Origin of the sequence: Streptomyces sp. HUAS ZL42, from assembly GCF_040782645.1 — a bacterium.
Taxonomy (GTDB): Bacteria; Actinomycetota; Actinomycetes; order Streptomycetales; family Streptomycetaceae; genus Streptomyces.
The window spans coordinates 3879253-3893377 of record NZ_CP160403.1 but is presented as its reverse complement, the minus strand read 5'-3'; the positions used below and the strand labels follow the sequence as shown (position 1 = coordinate 3893377).

Here is a 14125-nt window from a genome sequence, read left to right as displayed (position 1 = left end):
CGGTTCCGGGAAGACCCCCGTACCCGGATGAGGCTTCCGCCACACCCGGAATTCAGCCCCCGGCGACCTCCGCGGAAGGCGGCTCCGTGCTGCCGGGACGGGAACGCACCTCGGCCGTGCACTCGTAGCGGCGCAGCGGCTCGCTGCCCGGCCCGCCCAGGATGACGGAGCCGTCGCCCTCGGCCGCCGCCGAGTCGGAGAACGTACAGACGATCTGCGCGAGGGCGTACGAGGTGAGGGCGTCCGGCGGAGTGCTCAGCCGCAGTGCGTCGTCCGGGTCCTTCGGGCCCGGCCCGCTCACGTTCATCCCACCGCGCACGTCCGTCGTGTACCCGGCCTCCTTCTCGGCGGGCGACGGCGTCTCGGCGAGCTCGTCGAGCAGCCCCTGCGCCACCAGTACGCGCCGCTTCGAGTCCGCCGCACCGTCCGGGACGCGCACGGACCGGTCGACGGCCACCAGGGACGAGCCGCACAGCAGGAACACCTGCACGGGGACCCCGCGCGAGGACTGCGTCGAGACATCCGGCTCGGTCAGCGAGCAACGTACGCGGGAGGGCGCGGGCCCGAAGTCGGTCGGGACCTCCGTGGCCCGGATCCCGCAGCCGGTGAGCAGCGCGGCCAGTAACGGCAGCGCGAACAGGCGGCGTACGTTCACGAGGCATCCCCCTTGTCCTTCTCGGCCTGCTCCGCCAGCTCGGAGGCGTCCCGCGGCAGCCGCAGCGTGAACACCGCACCGCCCTCGGGCGAGTTCGCGGCGGTGATCTCGCCGCCGTGGATGTGGGCGTTCTCCAGGGCGATGGACAGGCCGAGCCCGCTGCCCTCGGAGCGCGGCCGGGATGCGCTGGCCTTGTAGAAGCGGTCGAAGACGTGCGGCAGGACGTCCTCCGGGATGCCGGGACCGTGGTCGCGCACGGCGATGACGATCTCGTCGTCCGCGGCGCGGACGGAGACCCGCACGGGTGAGCCGCCGTGCTTGAGGGCGTTGCCGATGAGGTTGGCGAGTATCACGTCCAGGCGACGCGGGTCGAGGCGCGCGTGGATGCCGCGCTCCGCGTCCAGCTCGACGGCGTCCAGCCAGGCCCGGGCGTCGATGCAGGCGGTGATCTGGTCGGCCAGATCGACGTCGTCCAGGACGAGCCGGGCGGTGCCCGCGTCGAAGCGGGTGACCTCCATGAGGTTCTCGACGAGGTCGTTGAGCCGCCGTGTCTCGCTCACGACCAACCGCACCGCGGGCTCGATCATCGGATCGATGCCGCCGGCCTCGGAGCCGAGCTCCTCCTCCAGCACTTCGGTGACGGCGGTGATGGCCGTGAGCGGCGTACGCAGCTCGTGCGACATATCCGCGACGAAGCGGCGCGAGGCGTCGTCCCGGGCCGCCATGTCGGCGACCCGTTTCTCGAGCGCCTCCGCAGCCAGGTTGAAAGTCCTTGAAAGATCCGCGAGTTCGTCGGTCCCCGACACCCGCAGCCGGGTGTCGAGCTTGCCCTCGCCGAGCCGGCGTGCGGCGACCCCGAGCCGGTGCACGGGCTTCAGTACGGTCGTGGCGGCGGCCTGCGCGAGCAGCGCGGCGCCGATCAGAGCGAGGCCCGTGGCGATGCCGAGCGACCAGGCCAGCGAGTTGAGGTCCTTGGCCTCCTGGTCGAGGGACTTGAGCATGTAGCCGGTCGGGCCGCCGCCGATCACCTTCGTACCGGCGACGAGGTAGGGGTTGCCGTCGTCGACGACGCGCTGCCAGTACAGGTGGTACGGCGACTTGTTGCTGCCGGAGACGTCCTGCTGCTTGTTCACGGCGGCACGCAGGGAGGCGGGCACGTCGTCCAGGGAGAACCCGCTGAGCCCGCCGGAGCTGCCGTAGACGGTCTTCCCGCTCCCGTCCTCGGCGACCAGCAGCACACTGAACCGCTGGCTGCTGTTGGCCATCTGTCCCGCGGTGTGCTGGAGCTCGTCCTGCGACGGATGCTCGGGCAGAGCACCCGCGCGGTTCTGCATCTCCTGCTCGAAGTCGCGTAGCACCGCACCCTGGGTGCGGGTGAGCACGGCCTCGCGGTTGAGCCAGTAGGCGATACCGGAAGCGGACACGGCGGCGGTGAGCGCGACCAGCCCGAACACGACGACGAGCCGGAGTCGCAGACTGGTGAAGCGCAGCCGTGACAGATGTCCCTTACGAGCCGCGGCCCACCCGCGGACGCCCCCTTGCTCACGTGTCACTGAGGCGTGTCCAGCCGGTAGCCGACGCCACGCACGGTACGGATGAGCGTCGGGGACGACGGAACGTCCTCGACCTTGGCGCGCAGCCGCTGCACACAGGCGTCGACGAGCCGCGAGTCACCGAGGTAGTCGTGCTCCCACACCAGCCGCAGCAACTGCTGCCGCGACAGGGCCTGCCCCGGCCGTCGGCTTAGCTCGAGCAGCAGCCGCAGCTCGGTCGGGGTGAGCTGGAGATCCTGGCCGTTCTTGGTGACCGTCATGGCGGCGCGGTCGATGACGAGGCTCCCGAAGGACGCGGCGTCATTGGCCTCCCGCTCGCCGCGCCGCAGCACGGCCCGGATACGGGCGTCGAGCACTCGCCCCTGCACGGGCTTGACGACGTAGTCGTCGGCGCCGGACTCGAGCCCGACGACGACGTCGATGTCATCACTCCGCGCGGTGAGCAGAATGATCGGCAACTGGTCCGTGCGCCGGATGCGCCGGCACACCTCGAATCCGTCGATGCCGGGCAGCATCACGTCCAGCACGATCAGATCCGGCCGCTGCTCACGCAGCAGCTTCAGACCGTCCTCACCGCTGGCAGCGGTCGCCACGCGGTGTCCCTGGCGCGTCAGTGAGAGCTCCAGGGCCGTCCGGATGGCGTCGTCGTCCTCGATCAGCAACAGGGAAGGCACGGGCTCATTCTGGCCCATGGAGGGGGTGTGGATCGACCTGTGGGTTCAGATGCGGGCTCCGCGGGGGCGGGGCGGCTGTGCGGGGACGAGGGTTCGTCCCTTCCGTGGCCGTACGTGGCACCTACACATCCCCTCTGTGCACCGCCTGTGACACCCCTGTGCCCGACCCCTGTGACAGGTCTGTGACAGTCGGCGGACACGGCCATGAAGTCGCCCGGGCAAGCTTTTCGGCACAGGCAAGGAAGCAAGACGGAACAACGAGAACAACCGGAAGTCCACGACGGGGGGCGCGAGATGAACACGCTGCACGGCACCAGCACCAGCGCAGTGATCACGCGTCTGCACGACGTGAACGCGCACCGGGGTTCCGAGAAGTCCGGTGCCGTGAGCGGGCGGGGGTGCGCTCGCGGCACCGGGCGTCAGCACACCGCGTTCATGACGGTGGTTGACGCGCACACGGGGGATGCTCACGGGGGAGCCGCGTACGGGGAGGGCACGGGGGAGCGTCGTTCCCTGTCGGAGGCGGAGTTCACCGCCTACGTCCAGGAGCGCCGCGCCTCCCTGTACGCAACCGCCTACCACCTCACCGGCGACCGCTTCGAGGCCGAGGACCTGCTGCAGAGCGCGCTGTTCTCGACGTACAAGGCGTGGGACCGGATCAGTGACAAGGCGGCGGTCGGCGGATACCTCCGCCGCACCATGACGAACCTGCACATCAGCGCCTGGCGGCGCCGCAAGCTCAACGAGTACCCGACCGAGGAACTGCCGGAGACGCCCGGCGACACGGACGCGATGCGCGGCACCGAGCTGCGCGCGGTCCTGTGGCAGGCGCTGGCCCGGCTGCCCGAACTCCAGCGGACGATGCTGGTCCTGCGCTACTACGAGGGCCGCACCGACCCGGAGATCGCGGAGATCCTCGACATCAGTGTCGGCACGGTGAAGTCCAGCATCTGGCGGTCGCTCCGCCGGCTGCGCGAGGACGAGGTCCTCAGCTTCGGCCGTGACGAGGAGGACGCCTTCGGGGAGCTTGTCGCCTGAGGGTCCGGGGGGACGCACGGGGGAGCAGTAACAGGGGGGGACCAACGGGGGTCACGGGGGACCAACGGGGGTAGCTCGGGGGAGCACCAAAGGAGAGCGGGACTGGAGGGCCGGGGGGTCCGTCCAGTCCCGCTCTTTCGTGTCGCCCTGTCCTGTGCGCGTACGTCGGTTCACCCGCCGTACGCGCGTCCGCTCACGCCGCAGTACGCGCCGTCGTGGCGCACCGGCCGGCTGCCGCGGCCGCCAGACGGCCCATCGCCTCGTCCCGGTCGCATGCGTACGCGCCCAGCGCCGTCTGGCGGGCGATGATCGAGCGTTCGAGCCTCATCAGGCGCCAGCCGCGGCGCAGCAGGAACGGGACCGACTTGCGGCCCTCCTTCAGGTCGCGCATGAAACGGCGGCGGAACGTCTTCACCGGGCCGCGGCTCAGGCACAGCGCGTCCGCCAGGACGCCCAGTTCCCGGCAGCGCGTCACGATCTCGGCCGCGAAGATGCCCTCCGCGATGAAGAGGGGTGTACGCCCTGTCTCGATCGTCTCCTCGCCCGTGCGGGCGCTGAGCGAGATGTCGTACACGGGGACCGTCGTACGACCCGTGCGGCACAGGTCCGTGATCGCGGCGACCGCCGTATCCGCGTCCCACGAGCCGGGGTGGTCCCAGTCGATGTCGGAGCTCCCCGCCACCTGGGGCAGAGTCGGGTCGTCGCCCTCCTTGTAGAAGTCGTCGAGCCGCAGCACCGGGAGGCCGGAGTGGGCCGCGAGAAGGGACTTGCCGGAGCCGGAGGGGCCGCAGAGCAGCACGACTCGCGTCGGTATGGGCGGATGGGAACTCACGGGACACCAGTGTGAGGCATACGACGGGCCCCGAACGACCCCGCGGGTCGGCTTTGAAGCGCGGGTCACACGTCAACTACCCTGCGTGTCGATCCGATTACCCAGTGCATGGAAAAGGTGGCAGTAGACATGGGCCGACACCGCATCCCCCAGAACCCGACCGGCCGGCGCGCGCTGGTCGCCCTCGCGACCGCGGGGGTGGCCCTGGGGGCGGGCGCGGGGACGGCCTGCGCCGGCTCCGAGCCCGTCGTGGACGTGTTGCGTACGCACCCCACCTCGCTCGGCGAGATCGACCCGCAGTCCGGACTGCACGCCCTGAAGGGCACCGTCGGCCACGTCACGGGTCCGGTCTCGGACCTCAGGCCCAACCCGCTCGCGGGCACCGGCGTCGACCCGCTCGACAACGGCGTCGGCACGCAGGTCGCCGACTTCGCGCCCGTTTCCTCGCAGGCGCTGACCGGGCCGGTCACGCAGGCGCGGTCGATCGGCAGCGTTCCGGTGGTGGGCGAGGCGGCCGGGCTGCTGAACAACGGCTGACGACGGCGGAGAGCCGCGCCTCCCCCGGACGGAGGGGAGACGCGGCTCTCCGGTCTGTTGCGGCCCTCAGTAGGAGGAGCCGGACACGCCCAGCGACCCCGTCGGGTGCCAGACCGTCTTCGTCTCCAGGAACGCCGTCATGCGGTCGAGGCCGGGAGTCGCCGACCAGCCGGCTTCGTCCACAGGCTGTGGACGAAGGACTCGCTTCAGGTTGTCCGCTGCCGCGATCTCCAGTTCCTTCGCCAGTACGTCGTCGGCGCCCGCGAGATCGATGGCGTTCACGTCCTGGTGGGCGGCCAGGGGCGCCGCGATCTCCGCCGTACGGCCGGAGAGGACGTTGACCACACCGCCGGGGAGGTCGGAGGTCGCCAGGACCTCGGCGAGCGACAGGGCCGGGAGCGGGGACTTCTCGCTCGCCACGACGACCGCCGTGTTGCCGGTCGCGATCACCGGGGCGACCACCGAGACCAGGCCCAGGAAGGACGACTCCTGGGGGGCGAGGACCGCGACCACGCCGGTCGGCTCGGGGGAGGAGAGGTTGAAGTACGGGCCGGCCACCGGGTTGCCGCCGCCCACGACCTGGGCGATCTTGTCGGTCCAGCCCGCGTACCAGACCCAGCGGTCGATCGTCGCGTCCACGACGGCGGCCGCCTTCGCTGCGTTTGATTTTGCTTTCGCGGGCGACAGCCCCTCCGCGTCGGCGACCTCGCGGACGAACTGGTCGCGGCGGCCCTCGAGCATCTCGGCGACGCGGTACAGGATCTGACCGCGGTTGTACGCCGTGGCGCCCGACCACACCCCGAACGCCTTGCGTGCGGCGACGACCGCGTCCCGGGCGTCCTTGCGCGACGAAAGCGGCGCGTTCGCCAGCCAGTTGCCCTTGGAGTCCGTCACCTCGTACACCCGGCCGCTCTCGGAACGCGGGAACTTCCCGCCGACGTACAGCTTGTAGGTCTTGAAGACGGACAGGCGCTCGGCGCGCTCGGTCTTCTGGGACTTGTCAGACATCGAGGTACGCCTCCAGGCCGTGGCGGCCGCCCTCGCGGCCGAAGCCCGACTCCTTGTAGCCGCCGAACGGCGAGGCCGGGTCGAACTTGTTGAACGTGTTGGACCAGATCACGCCCGCGCGGAGCTTGTTCGCCACCGCCAGGATGCGCGAGCCCTTCTCCGTCCAGACGCCCGCCGACAGGCCGTACGGGGTGTTGTTGGCCTTGGCCACGGCCTCGTCCGGGGTGCGGAAGGTGAGGACCGACAGCACCGGGCCGAAGATCTCGTCCCGGGCGACGGTGTGGGCCTGGGTGACCTTGGTGAAGAGCGTCGGCGCGAACCAGTAGCCGGAGGAGGGCAGTTCGCACTCCGGGGACCAGCGCTCGGCGCCCTCCGCCTCGCCCAGTTCCACGAGCGAGGTGATGCGCGAGAGCTGCTCGGCGGAGTTGATCGCGCCGATGTCCGTGTTCTTGTCGAGGGGGTCGCCGAGGCGCAGCGTGGAGAGCCTGCGCTTCAGGGAGTCCAGCAGCTCGTCCTGGATCGACTCCTGGACCAGCAGCCGGCTGCCCGCGCAGCACACCTGGCCCTGGTTGAAGAAGATGCCGTTCACGATGCCCTCGACGGCCTGGTCGATCGGGGCGTCGTCGAAGACGATGTTGGCGCCCTTGCCGCCGAGTTCGAGGGTGACCTTCTTGCGTGTGCCGGCGACCGTGCGGGCGATCTCCTTGCCGACCGCCGTGGAGCCGGTGAAGGCGACCTTGTTCACGTCCGGGTGGGCGACGACCGCGGCGCCCGTGTCGCCGTACCCGGGAAGGATGTTGACGACGCCCTTGGGCAGTCCCGCCTGACGGCAGATGTCCGCGAAGAACAGGGCCGACAGCGGGGTGGTCTCCGCCGGCTTCAGAACGACCGTGTTGCCGGTCGCGAGCGCCGGGGCGATCTTCCACGCCAGCATCAGGAGGGGGAAGTTCCACGGGATGACCTGGCCGGCCACGCCCAGCGGCTGCGGGTTCGCGCCGAAGCCGGCGTGCCCGAGCTTGTCGGCCCAGCCCGCGTAGTAGAAGAAGTGCGCGGCCACCAGGGGCAGGTCGGCGTCCCGCGTCTCCTTGATGGGCTTGCCGTTGTCCAGGGTTTCCAGGACGGCGAGTTCGCGGCTGCGCTCCTGGATGATGCGGGCGATGCGGAAGAGGTACTTGGCGCGCTCGGAACCGGGCAGCGCGGACCACTTCTCGAAGGCCTTGCGGGCGGCCTTCACGGCACGGTCGACGTCCTCGGCGCCGGCCTGCGCGATCTCGGAGAGGGCCTCCTCCGTCGACGGAGAGACCGTCTTGAAGACCTTGCCGTCGGCCGCATCCACGAACTCGCCGTCGATGAAGAGGCCGTAGGAGGGGGCGATGTCGACGATCGAGCGGGACTCGGGCGCCGGTGCGTACTCAAATACGGAAGCCATGGTGATCAGTCCACCGTCACGTAGTCGGGGCCGGAGTAGCGGCCGGTGGCCAGCTTCTGACGCTGCATCAGCAAGTCGTTCAGAAGCGAGGAGGCGCCGAAGCGGAACCAGTGGTTGTCCAGCCAGTCCTCGCCGGCGGTCTCGTTGACCAGGACGAGGAACTTGATGGCGTCCTTGGAGGTGCGGATGCCGCCGGCGGGCTTCACACCCACCTGTACCCCGGTGGCGGTACGGAAGTCACGCACGGCTTCCAGCATCAGCAGGGTGTTCGCGGGGGTGGCGTTGACCGCCACCTTGCCGGTGGACGTCTTGATGAAGTCGGCGCCCGCCAGCATGCCGAGCCAGCTCGCGCGCCGGATGTTGTCGTACGTCGACAGCTCGCCCGTCTCGAAGATGACCTTCAGACGGGCCGACGTCCCGCAGGTCTCCTTCACCGCGACGATCTCGTCGTACACCTTCAGGTAGTTGCCCGCGAGGAACGCCCCGCGGTCGATGACCATGTCGATCTCGTCGGCGCCCGCGGAGACCGCGTCACGCACGTCGGCCAGCTTCACGTCGAGGGCGGCACGCCCGGCCGGGAAGGCCGTGGCGACGGAAGCGACCTTCACGCCGGAGCCGGCGACGGCCTCCTTGGCGACGGCCACCATGTCCGGGTAGACGCAGACAGCGGCCGTCGTGGGGGTCGTACGGTCGGTCGGGTCGGGGCGGACCGCCTTGGCGCCGAGCGCCCGGACCTTGCCCGGGGTGTCCGCGCCTTCCAGCGTCGTCAGGTCGACCATCGAGATGGCGAGGTCGATGGCGTACGCCTTCGCGGTCGTCTTGATGGAACGGGTGCCGAGGGAGGCGGCACGCGCCTCCAGGCCGACCGCGTCGACGCCGGGCAGCCCGTGGAGGAAGCGGCGCAGCGTGCTGTTCGACGCGGTGACGTCTGCGAGCGGGTGTGCGGCTGTTGCAGTGGTGGGCATGGTCACCAGACGAGCATATCTACGCGCGTAGCGACTGTACACCCCCCACTGCTCATCCTGTGCGGAGGTACCGGAACGAGCCTCGTCGCAGGCGTCGGGCAGAATCGGGACCATGACGACCCCCGAGCACCAGTCACCACCGCCGAAGCCCTCGGCACCCGGCTCCAAGGACCGGATCTACCGGTCGCCCATGGGCATCGTCGGCGGTGTCCTGCTGCTCGCCGTCGCGGGCTGGCTCGGTGTCGACGCGATCGTCGCCGGGCACGGACGGACACCCTGGCTGGCGCTCGCTGCGTTGATCTTCGTCGTGCCACTGATCACGGCGTTCACGCTCCGTCCCGCGGTCTACGCCGGCGACGACCGGCTGCGCGTCCGCAACCCGTTCCGTGTCGTCGTGCTGCCCTGGGGGCAGGTGGCCTCCCTGCGGTCCGGCTACTCGAACGAGGTCGTCGACAAGGCGGGCGCGAAGTTCCAGCTGTGGTCCATTCCCGTCTCCCTGCGGGCCAGGAAGCGCGCGGCACGGCAGGAGGCCCGGGCGGCGGCGGAGAAGGCCGCGGGGCGGGACGGGCGCGGGCGGCGCGGCGGCCTGGCCGGCGGTCTCGGCGGTGGCCTGGCCGGTGGCTTCTCGAGGCAGCACGGCGGCTTCGTGGAGGACGGACCGGCCAGGGCGGAGGCCGACAAGATCATGGACGACCTGCGGGAGCTGCTGGCGGCACGGGAGAAGGCCGCGACGGCGCAGGGTGAGGTGACCGTGCGGTGGGCCTGGGAGGTTGTGGGGCCGGCGGTGGCGGGGGCGTTGTTGTTGGTGATTCTGGTGGCGGTGGGGTAGTTGGGACTTGCCGGCCCGGGTGTGCCGCCCGCGTGACCGATCGGGCACACCGTGGAGCATGCGTCGGCCGCCGTGTGCGAATCACCCGATGGGGTGCCGCCGGCCGGGGCACCCCACAAGGACCTCAGTGGTCGGGCTGAATGCTGGTGTCTGATCCTCAGATGCCGGCGGCCGCCGAGAGGTCCCGCTTGATCGCGGCCAGCAGGTCCGCCGCCTTGGCGCGGGCGGCCGGGAGGTCGCCGCGCGAGGACACGGGCACGACGACCTCCAGGTAGCACTTCAGCTTGGGCTCGGTGCCGCTGGGGCGGACGATGACGCGGGCGCCGGTGAGGGTGTAGCGCAGGCCGTCGGTGGGCGGGAGCTTGGCGGTGCCCAGCGTGAGGTCTTCGGCGCGGGTGACGGGCAGCCCGGCGAGCTCGGTCGGAGGCTGCTCGCGCAGCCGCCGCATGGCATCGGCGATGACCGACAGGTCCTGGACCCGGACCGAGAGCTGGTCGGTGGCGTGCAGCCCGTGCTCGACCGCGAGGTCGTCGAGGAGGTCGAGGAGGCTGCGCCCCCGCTCCTTGAGCTCGGAGGCCAGTTCGGTGATGAGCAGGGCGGCGGTGATGCCGTCCTTGTCGCGCACGCCGTCCGGGTCGACGCAGTAGCCGAGGGCCTCCTCGTAGCCGTAGCGAAGGCCGTCGACGCGGGCGATCCACTTGAAGCCGGTGAGGGTCTCCTCGTGGCGCAGGTTCGCCTTCTCGGCGATCCGGCCGAGGAGAGTGGAGGACACGATCGACTCGGCGAAGGTACCGGTCGCCCCGCGCTCGACGAGGTGTGCGGCGAGGAGGGAGCCGACCTCGTCGCCCCGGAGCATGCGCCAGCCGTCGCCGTCCTGGACCGCGACGGCGCAGCGGTCGGCGTCGGGGTCGTTGGCGATGACGAGGTCGGGGCCGGTCTCGTGGGCCTTGGCGAACGCGAGGTCCATGGCGCCGGGCTCTTCCGGGTTGGGGAAGGCGACGGTCGGGAAGTCCGGGTCGGGCTCCGCCTGCTCGGCGACGAGGTCGGGGGTGGGGAAGCCGGCGCGTTCGAAGGCGGCCAGGAGGACGTCCTTGCCGACGCCGTGCATGGCGGTGTAGACGGTGCGGGCGGTGCGGGGGGAATCCGGGGCGAGTACGGCGTCCGTGCGGGCGAGATAGGCGTCGAGGACGGAGTCGTCGAGGGTCTCCCAGCCGTCGGACGGGCGGGCGACGGTGGTGAGGGTGGTGATCGCGTCGATCTCGGCGGCGATGTCCGCGTCCGCGGGGGGAACGATCTGGGATCCGTCCCCGAGGTACACCTTGTAGCCGTTGTCGCGGGGCGGGTTGTGGCTGGCGGTGACCTCCACGCCGGCGGCGGCGCCGAGGTGCCTTATGGCGAAGGCCAGGACGGGGGTGGGGAGGGGGCGGGGCAGCACGGCGGCCCGGAGACCGGCACCCGTCATCACGGCGGCGGTGTCGCGGGCGAAGTCGGCGGACTTGTGACGGGCGTCGTAGCCGATGACCACGAGGCCGTCGGTGCGGCCGTGCTTCTTCAGGTACGCGGCGAGGCCGGCGGCGGCGCGGATGACGACGGAGCGGTTCATGCGCATGGGGCCGGCGCCGAGCTCGCCGCGCAGGCCCGCGGTGCCGAACTGGAGGGTGCCGCTGAAACGCGAGGCGAGCTCGGCGTGGTCCTCGGCGTCGATCAGCTTGGCGAGTTCCGCACGGGTTTCCGCGTCGGGGTCCTCGGCCAGCCACGCCTTGGCCCGGGCGATGAGATCGTCGTGCACGTCGGGTCAACCTCTCGTTCGGTGTGCGGTTCGTAGTGTGTGCGGGTGCCTATGGAGTATGCGCCCGTGTGCCCCTGGGGGATGGGTACCCGCGGCGGGCCGCCGCTGTTCGGCACGGCGTGGTTTCTCGCCCCCGCCGCCCCTGCCCGTCCCACCTCGGGGGCTCCGCCCCTTCGACCCCGCCGGGGGCTGCGCCCCCAGACCCCCACAGCCGACCTGAACGGCCTCGTCCTCAAACGCCGGACGGGCCGGGGTTGAGGGGGCCGGGATTGGGAGGGGAACGGGGAAGGAGCGGGACATTGTGCCGGAGGAGTGCGGGGTCTTGCCTTGGTCCAGGGATGTGGGGACATGGGCTGTGGGATCGCCGTGCCCGGGTGGGTTGCGGGGGTGGAGCCTTGTGGGGGTGCGGTTCCTGATCCCTCCCGAGGTGCGGGGGCCGGATCCCCCCGGGGTGCGGGGGCCGGATCCCCCCGTGGTGCGGGGATCGGATCCCCCGAGGTGCGGGGGGCGGGCTCCGCGGGGTGCTGGGGCCGGACCTCCGCGGGTTGCGGGGGTGGAGCCTTGTGGGGTGCAGGTTGCGGATCCCTCCGAGGTGCAGGGGCCGGATCTCCGCGGGTTGTGGGGTGGAGCCTGGGGGTGCAGGGTGCGGATCCCTCCGAGGTGCAGGGGCCGGACCTCCGCGGGTTGTGGGGTGGAGCCTGGGGGTGCAGGTTCCGGATCCCCCCGAGGTGCAGGGGCCGGGCTCCGCGGGGTGCTGGGGCCGGACCTCCGCGGGTTGCGGGGGCGGTGCCTGGGGGTGCAGGTTCCGGATCCCCCCGAGGTGCAGGGGCCGGGCTCCGCGGGGTGCTGGGGCCGGACCTCCGCGGGTTGTGGTGGAGCCTGGGGGTGCAGGTTCCGGATCCCCCCGAGGTGCTGGGGCCGGACCTCCGCGGGTTGCGGGGGCGGTGCCTGGGGGTGCAGGTTCCGGATCCCCCCGAGGTGCAGGGGCCGGGCTCCGCGGGGTGCTGGGGCCGGACCTCCGCGGGTTGCGGGGGCGGTGCCTGGGGGTGCAGGTTCCGGATCCCCCCGAGGTGCAGGGGCCGGGCTCCGCGGGGTGCTGGGGCCGGACCTCCGCAGGTTGCGGGGGCGGAGCCTGGGGGTGCAGGTTCCCGATCCCCTGAGGTGCGGGGGCCGGGCTCCGCGGGGTGCTGGGGACGCAGTCCCCGCCGGGTCTGGGGCGGAGCCCCAGCCGGGGTGCCTTCTTGTCCAACCGAGTCGCGGAGCCCCAGGTCGAGGGTGCCCGCCGTCCGACGGGCGCGGCGTCCGGGGTCTGGGGCGGAGCCCCAGGGACGGTGGCCCCTCATCCGACCGAGTCGGGTGGGCGGGTGGGCGAACCCCCTCCTACAAACGCCCCAGCACCTGCACCAGCAACGCCCCCATCCGCGCGGCAGAATCCCGCCCCGCCTGCAGAACCTCCTCATGGTTCAGCGGCTCCCCCGTCATCCCCGCCGCAAGATTCGTCACCAACGAGATGCCCAGCACCTCGGCCCCGGCCTCCCGCGCAGCAATCGCTTCCAGCACCGTCGACATGCCCACCAGATCCGCCCCGATGACCCGCGCCATCCGGATCTCCGCCGGCGTCTCGTAGTGCGGCCCGGGGAACTGCGCGTAGACGCCCTCCTCCAGCGTGGCGTCGATCTCCTTGCACAGCGCCCGCAGCCGCGGCGAGTACAGGTCCGTCAGGTCGACGAAGTTCGCCCCCACGATCGGCGACGTGGCCGTGAGGTTGATGTGGTCGCTGATCAGCACCGGCTGCCCGGGACGCATGCCCTCGCGCAGCCCACCGCAGCCGTTGGTGAGGACGACGGTCTTGCAGCCCGCCGCCACCGCCGTACGCACACCGTGCGCCACCGCGGCGACCCCGCGCCCCTCGTAGTAGTGCGTGCGGCCCAGGAAGACCAGCGCACGCTTGTGACCGATCTTGTACGAGCGGATCTTGCCGCCGTGTCCCTCGACCGCCGGCGGCGGGAAGCCGGGCAGCTCGGTGACCTGGAGCTCGGCGTCGGGCGCGCCCAGTGCGTCGACGGCCGGTGCCCAGCCGGAGCCCATCACGAGGGCGACGTCGTGGGTCTCGGCGCGCGTCAGTTCGCGCAGGCGCGCGGCCGCGGCGTCGGCGGCGGCGTGGGGGTCGCCCTGGATGTCGTCCGGAAGAAGAGATGCGTTCACGCCGACGAGAGTAGCCGGTCAGGGCCTACGCGCGTAGATGACAGAGCTCACGGGATGGCGATCGTTGTCTTGTCGTTTCCAACGACGGGTGTGACTTGGGGAAGCTCAGGTGAGCCGGGTGATCGGAGTCAACACGGCCGCTTCCGCAGCTCCATCACATAGTCGTGCGGCGCCCCCGCCGACTCCGCCGCGTCCGCGATCTCCCCCAGATAGCGTGCCGACGGCAGACCGCCCTCGTAGCCGTCGAGGACGTACACCCACGCGGGCTCCTCCCCCTCCAGGGTGTGCACCCGTACCCGCAGCCGCCGGTAGATGCCGAGCCCCACGCCCTCCCAGCGGTCCATGGACTCCTCGTCCATCGGCGCGATGTCGTACAGCGCGACGAAGACCTGCGAGATCGGGTCCTCGACGATCGTCGCCAGCGCCCCCTCCCAGCCGAGCTGCTCGCCGCCGAAGGTCAGCCGCCACCCGTTCAGCCAGCCGGTGGCACGCATCGGCGAGTGGGGGGCGCGGCGGGTCATCAGCCGCGCGTCGAGATTGCCGGCGTACGCGGCGTAGAGCGACATGGATCGAGGGTACGGCAGCCGACTCGCCCGCCCCTCCCGTAACAG

Annotated in this window: 13 protein-coding genes; 3 read left to right on the top strand and 10 right to left on the bottom strand. The window is 71.5% G+C overall.

Going from position 1 to position 14125, the window contains the following annotated elements:
• Nucleotides 1-52: 52 nt before the first annotated feature.
• The 3 genes from ABZO29_RS17670 to afsQ1 are packed head-to-tail and all read right to left on the bottom strand — an operon-like array spanning nucleotide 53 to nucleotide 2882.
• Entirely contained in the window at nucleotides 53-655 is a 603-nt protein-coding gene (locus ABZO29_RS17670) for a hypothetical protein (RefSeq protein ID WP_367321163.1), read from the bottom strand.
• Nucleotides 652-2208 carry an ATP-binding protein gene (locus ABZO29_RS17665; RefSeq protein WP_367321162.1) on the bottom strand — a complete coding sequence of 519 codons (1557 nt, stop codon included), beginning with the start codon at nucleotides 2206-2208 and terminating at the stop codon, nucleotides 652-654. The genes ABZO29_RS17670 and ABZO29_RS17665 overlap by 4 nt, the downstream gene beginning before the upstream one ends.
• Entirely contained in the window at nucleotides 2205-2882 is a 678-nt protein-coding gene (afsQ1, locus tag ABZO29_RS17660) for a two-component system response regulator AfsQ1 (protein ID WP_367321161.1), read from the bottom strand. Before afsQ1 ends, ABZO29_RS17665 begins: the two co-directional genes overlap by 4 nt.
• Before the next feature lie 294 nt (nucleotides 2883-3176).
• Between afsQ1 and ABZO29_RS17655 the strand changes: the two genes are divergently transcribed.
• Complete coding sequence (locus tag ABZO29_RS17655; protein WP_367321160.1) at nucleotides 3177-3920, top strand: SigE family RNA polymerase sigma factor; 744 nt, start codon at nucleotides 3177-3179, stop codon at nucleotides 3918-3920.
• 193 nt (nucleotides 3921-4113) lie between these two features.
• Here the strand turns inward: ABZO29_RS17655 and ABZO29_RS17650 are convergent, their stop codons facing one another.
• A complete protein-coding gene (locus tag ABZO29_RS17650; RefSeq protein WP_367321159.1) occupies nucleotides 4114-4821 on the bottom strand; it encodes a uridine kinase in 708 nt (235 codons plus the stop codon).
• Nucleotides 4822-4881: 60 nt separating this feature from the next.
• On the opposite strand from ABZO29_RS17650, the gene ABZO29_RS17645 reads away from it, so the two are divergent.
• Nucleotides 4882-5289 carry a hypothetical protein gene (locus tag ABZO29_RS17645; RefSeq protein WP_367321158.1) on the top strand — a complete coding sequence of 136 codons (408 nt, stop codon included), beginning with the start codon at nucleotides 4882-4884 and terminating at the stop codon, nucleotides 5287-5289.
• 66 nt (nucleotides 5290-5355) lie between these two features.
• Here ABZO29_RS17645 and ABZO29_RS17640 read toward each other — a convergent pair whose 3' ends face one another.
• The 3 genes from ABZO29_RS17640 to deoC are packed head-to-tail and all read right to left on the bottom strand — an operon-like array spanning nucleotide 5356 to nucleotide 8691.
• Nucleotides 5356-6297 (bottom strand): aldehyde dehydrogenase family protein, encoded by a 942-nt coding sequence (locus tag ABZO29_RS17640; RefSeq protein ID WP_367321157.1) that lies wholly within the window; start codon nucleotides 6295-6297, stop codon nucleotides 5356-5358.
• On the bottom strand, nucleotides 6290-7726 hold the full coding sequence (locus tag ABZO29_RS17635) for an aldehyde dehydrogenase family protein (RefSeq protein ID WP_367321156.1): 1437 nt from the start codon (nucleotides 7724-7726) through the stop codon (nucleotides 6290-6292). The genes ABZO29_RS17640 and ABZO29_RS17635 overlap by 8 nt, the downstream gene beginning before the upstream one ends.
• Nucleotides 7727-7731: 5 nt before the next feature.
• Entirely contained in the window at nucleotides 7732-8691 is a 960-nt protein-coding gene (deoC, locus tag ABZO29_RS17630) for a deoxyribose-phosphate aldolase (RefSeq protein WP_367326166.1), read from the bottom strand.
• Between the two features lie 112 nt (nucleotides 8692-8803).
• Here deoC and ABZO29_RS17625 point away from each other — a divergent pair, with 112 nt between their 5' ends.
• A complete protein-coding gene (locus ABZO29_RS17625; protein WP_367321155.1) occupies nucleotides 8804-9520 on the top strand; it encodes a PH domain-containing protein in 717 nt (238 codons plus the stop codon).
• Between the two features lie 157 nt (nucleotides 9521-9677).
• On the opposite strand, the gene ABZO29_RS17620 is transcribed toward ABZO29_RS17625, so the two are convergent.
• The 3 genes from ABZO29_RS17620 to ABZO29_RS17610 all read right to left on the bottom strand — a co-directional run bounded on the left by ABZO29_RS17620 (nucleotide 9678) and on the right by ABZO29_RS17610 (nucleotide 14080).
• A complete protein-coding gene (locus ABZO29_RS17620; RefSeq protein ID WP_367321154.1) occupies nucleotides 9678-11309 on the bottom strand; it encodes a phospho-sugar mutase in 1632 nt (543 codons plus the stop codon).
• Nucleotides 11310-12689: 1380 nt separating this feature from the next.
• Nucleotides 12690-13514, bottom strand: coding sequence for a purine-nucleoside phosphorylase (locus tag ABZO29_RS17615; RefSeq protein ID WP_367321153.1), 825 nt, complete (start codon nucleotides 13512-13514; stop codon nucleotides 12690-12692).
• Between the two features lie 128 nt (nucleotides 13515-13642).
• Nucleotides 13643-14080, bottom strand: a complete 438-nt coding sequence (locus ABZO29_RS17610; protein WP_367321152.1) for a gamma-glutamylcyclotransferase — start codon at nucleotides 14078-14080, stop codon at nucleotides 13643-13645.
• Nucleotides 14081-14125: the final 45 nt, after the last annotated feature.

Bases quoted from the DNA above. Each gene is read 5' to 3' on its own strand.
- ABZO29_RS17625 (WP_367321155.1), top strand. From the start codon at position 8,804: ATGACGACCCCCGAGCACCAGTCACCACCGCCGAAGCCCTCGGCACCC.
- ABZO29_RS17640 (WP_367321157.1), bottom strand. From the start codon at position 6,297: ATGTCTGACAAGTCCCAGAAGACCGAGCGCGCCGAGCGCCTGTCCGTC.
- deoC (WP_367326166.1), bottom strand. From the start codon at position 8,691: ATGCCCACCACTGCAACAGCCGCACACCCGCTCGCAGACGTCACCGCG.
- ABZO29_RS17635 (WP_367321156.1), bottom strand. From the start codon at position 7,726: ATGGCTTCCGTATTTGAGTACGCACCGGCGCCCGAGTCCCGCTCGATC.
- ABZO29_RS17645 (WP_367321158.1), top strand. From the start codon at position 4,882: ATGGGCCGACACCGCATCCCCCAGAACCCGACCGGCCGGCGCGCGCTG.
- ABZO29_RS17655 (WP_367321160.1), top strand. From the start codon at position 3,177: ATGAACACGCTGCACGGCACCAGCACCAGCGCAGTGATCACGCGTCTG.
- ABZO29_RS17610 (WP_367321152.1), bottom strand. From the start codon at position 14,080: ATGTCGCTCTACGCCGCGTACGCCGGCAATCTCGACGCGCGGCTGATG.